A 516-nucleotide genomic window follows, 5' to 3' on the forward strand; every position below is an offset into this window, starting at 1 on the left:
TCATCTCATCGCTCCCCTTCGGGTGAGCGAGAGGCTTCTGCTGCTTAAGCTAAAGACAGAGGTAAGCGCGTACGCAAGTTTAAAATTTCCAGACTCTGAAGCAGTCCTTGTCGTAAAGCCTGGTTTGCAGCCGGATACTCAGTTTGATGGCATAAAAAAATTGTAGGTTCTAACTGCGCTAACACAGCCTGCTTCGTAAAATACATTTCATGAGTGATCAAGTCAATATTAGCGACGCAATAACCACCACTACCCTCAATGTAAAATTCAACATTTTCTCCTTCTAGATAGCGCCCAAACCACGTCGATTTCTTGACTTGTTCACTTTCTTCCAAGAAGTCTGCTCTTAATGCTGATTTCAGCAAGCTTTTTTTACTGAGGCGAATATCCGGCGGACGCTTTTCCACTTGGGGAATCGGCTCATAATTCTCTAGATACCATGCTCTTAGAGCAATTATTGACATAAGGCGCTATTTCAGGTGTCTCTATTCATCGAAAATTTGGGTAGAAACCCCG

At 43.4% G+C, this 516-nt stretch carries 1 pseudogene; it reads right to left on the minus strand.

Annotated elements, in window-relative coordinates:
• Positions 1–50 precede the first annotated feature (50 nt).
• A pseudogene (locus tag DP117_RS34275) lies at positions 51–464 on the minus strand (hypothetical protein); the annotation flags it as partial.
• Positions 465–516 lie beyond the last annotated feature (52 nt).

Origin of the sequence: Brasilonema sp. UFV-L1, assembly GCF_012912105.1 — a bacterium.
Taxonomy (GTDB): domain Bacteria; phylum Cyanobacteriota; class Cyanobacteriia; order Cyanobacteriales; family Nostocaceae; genus Brasilonema.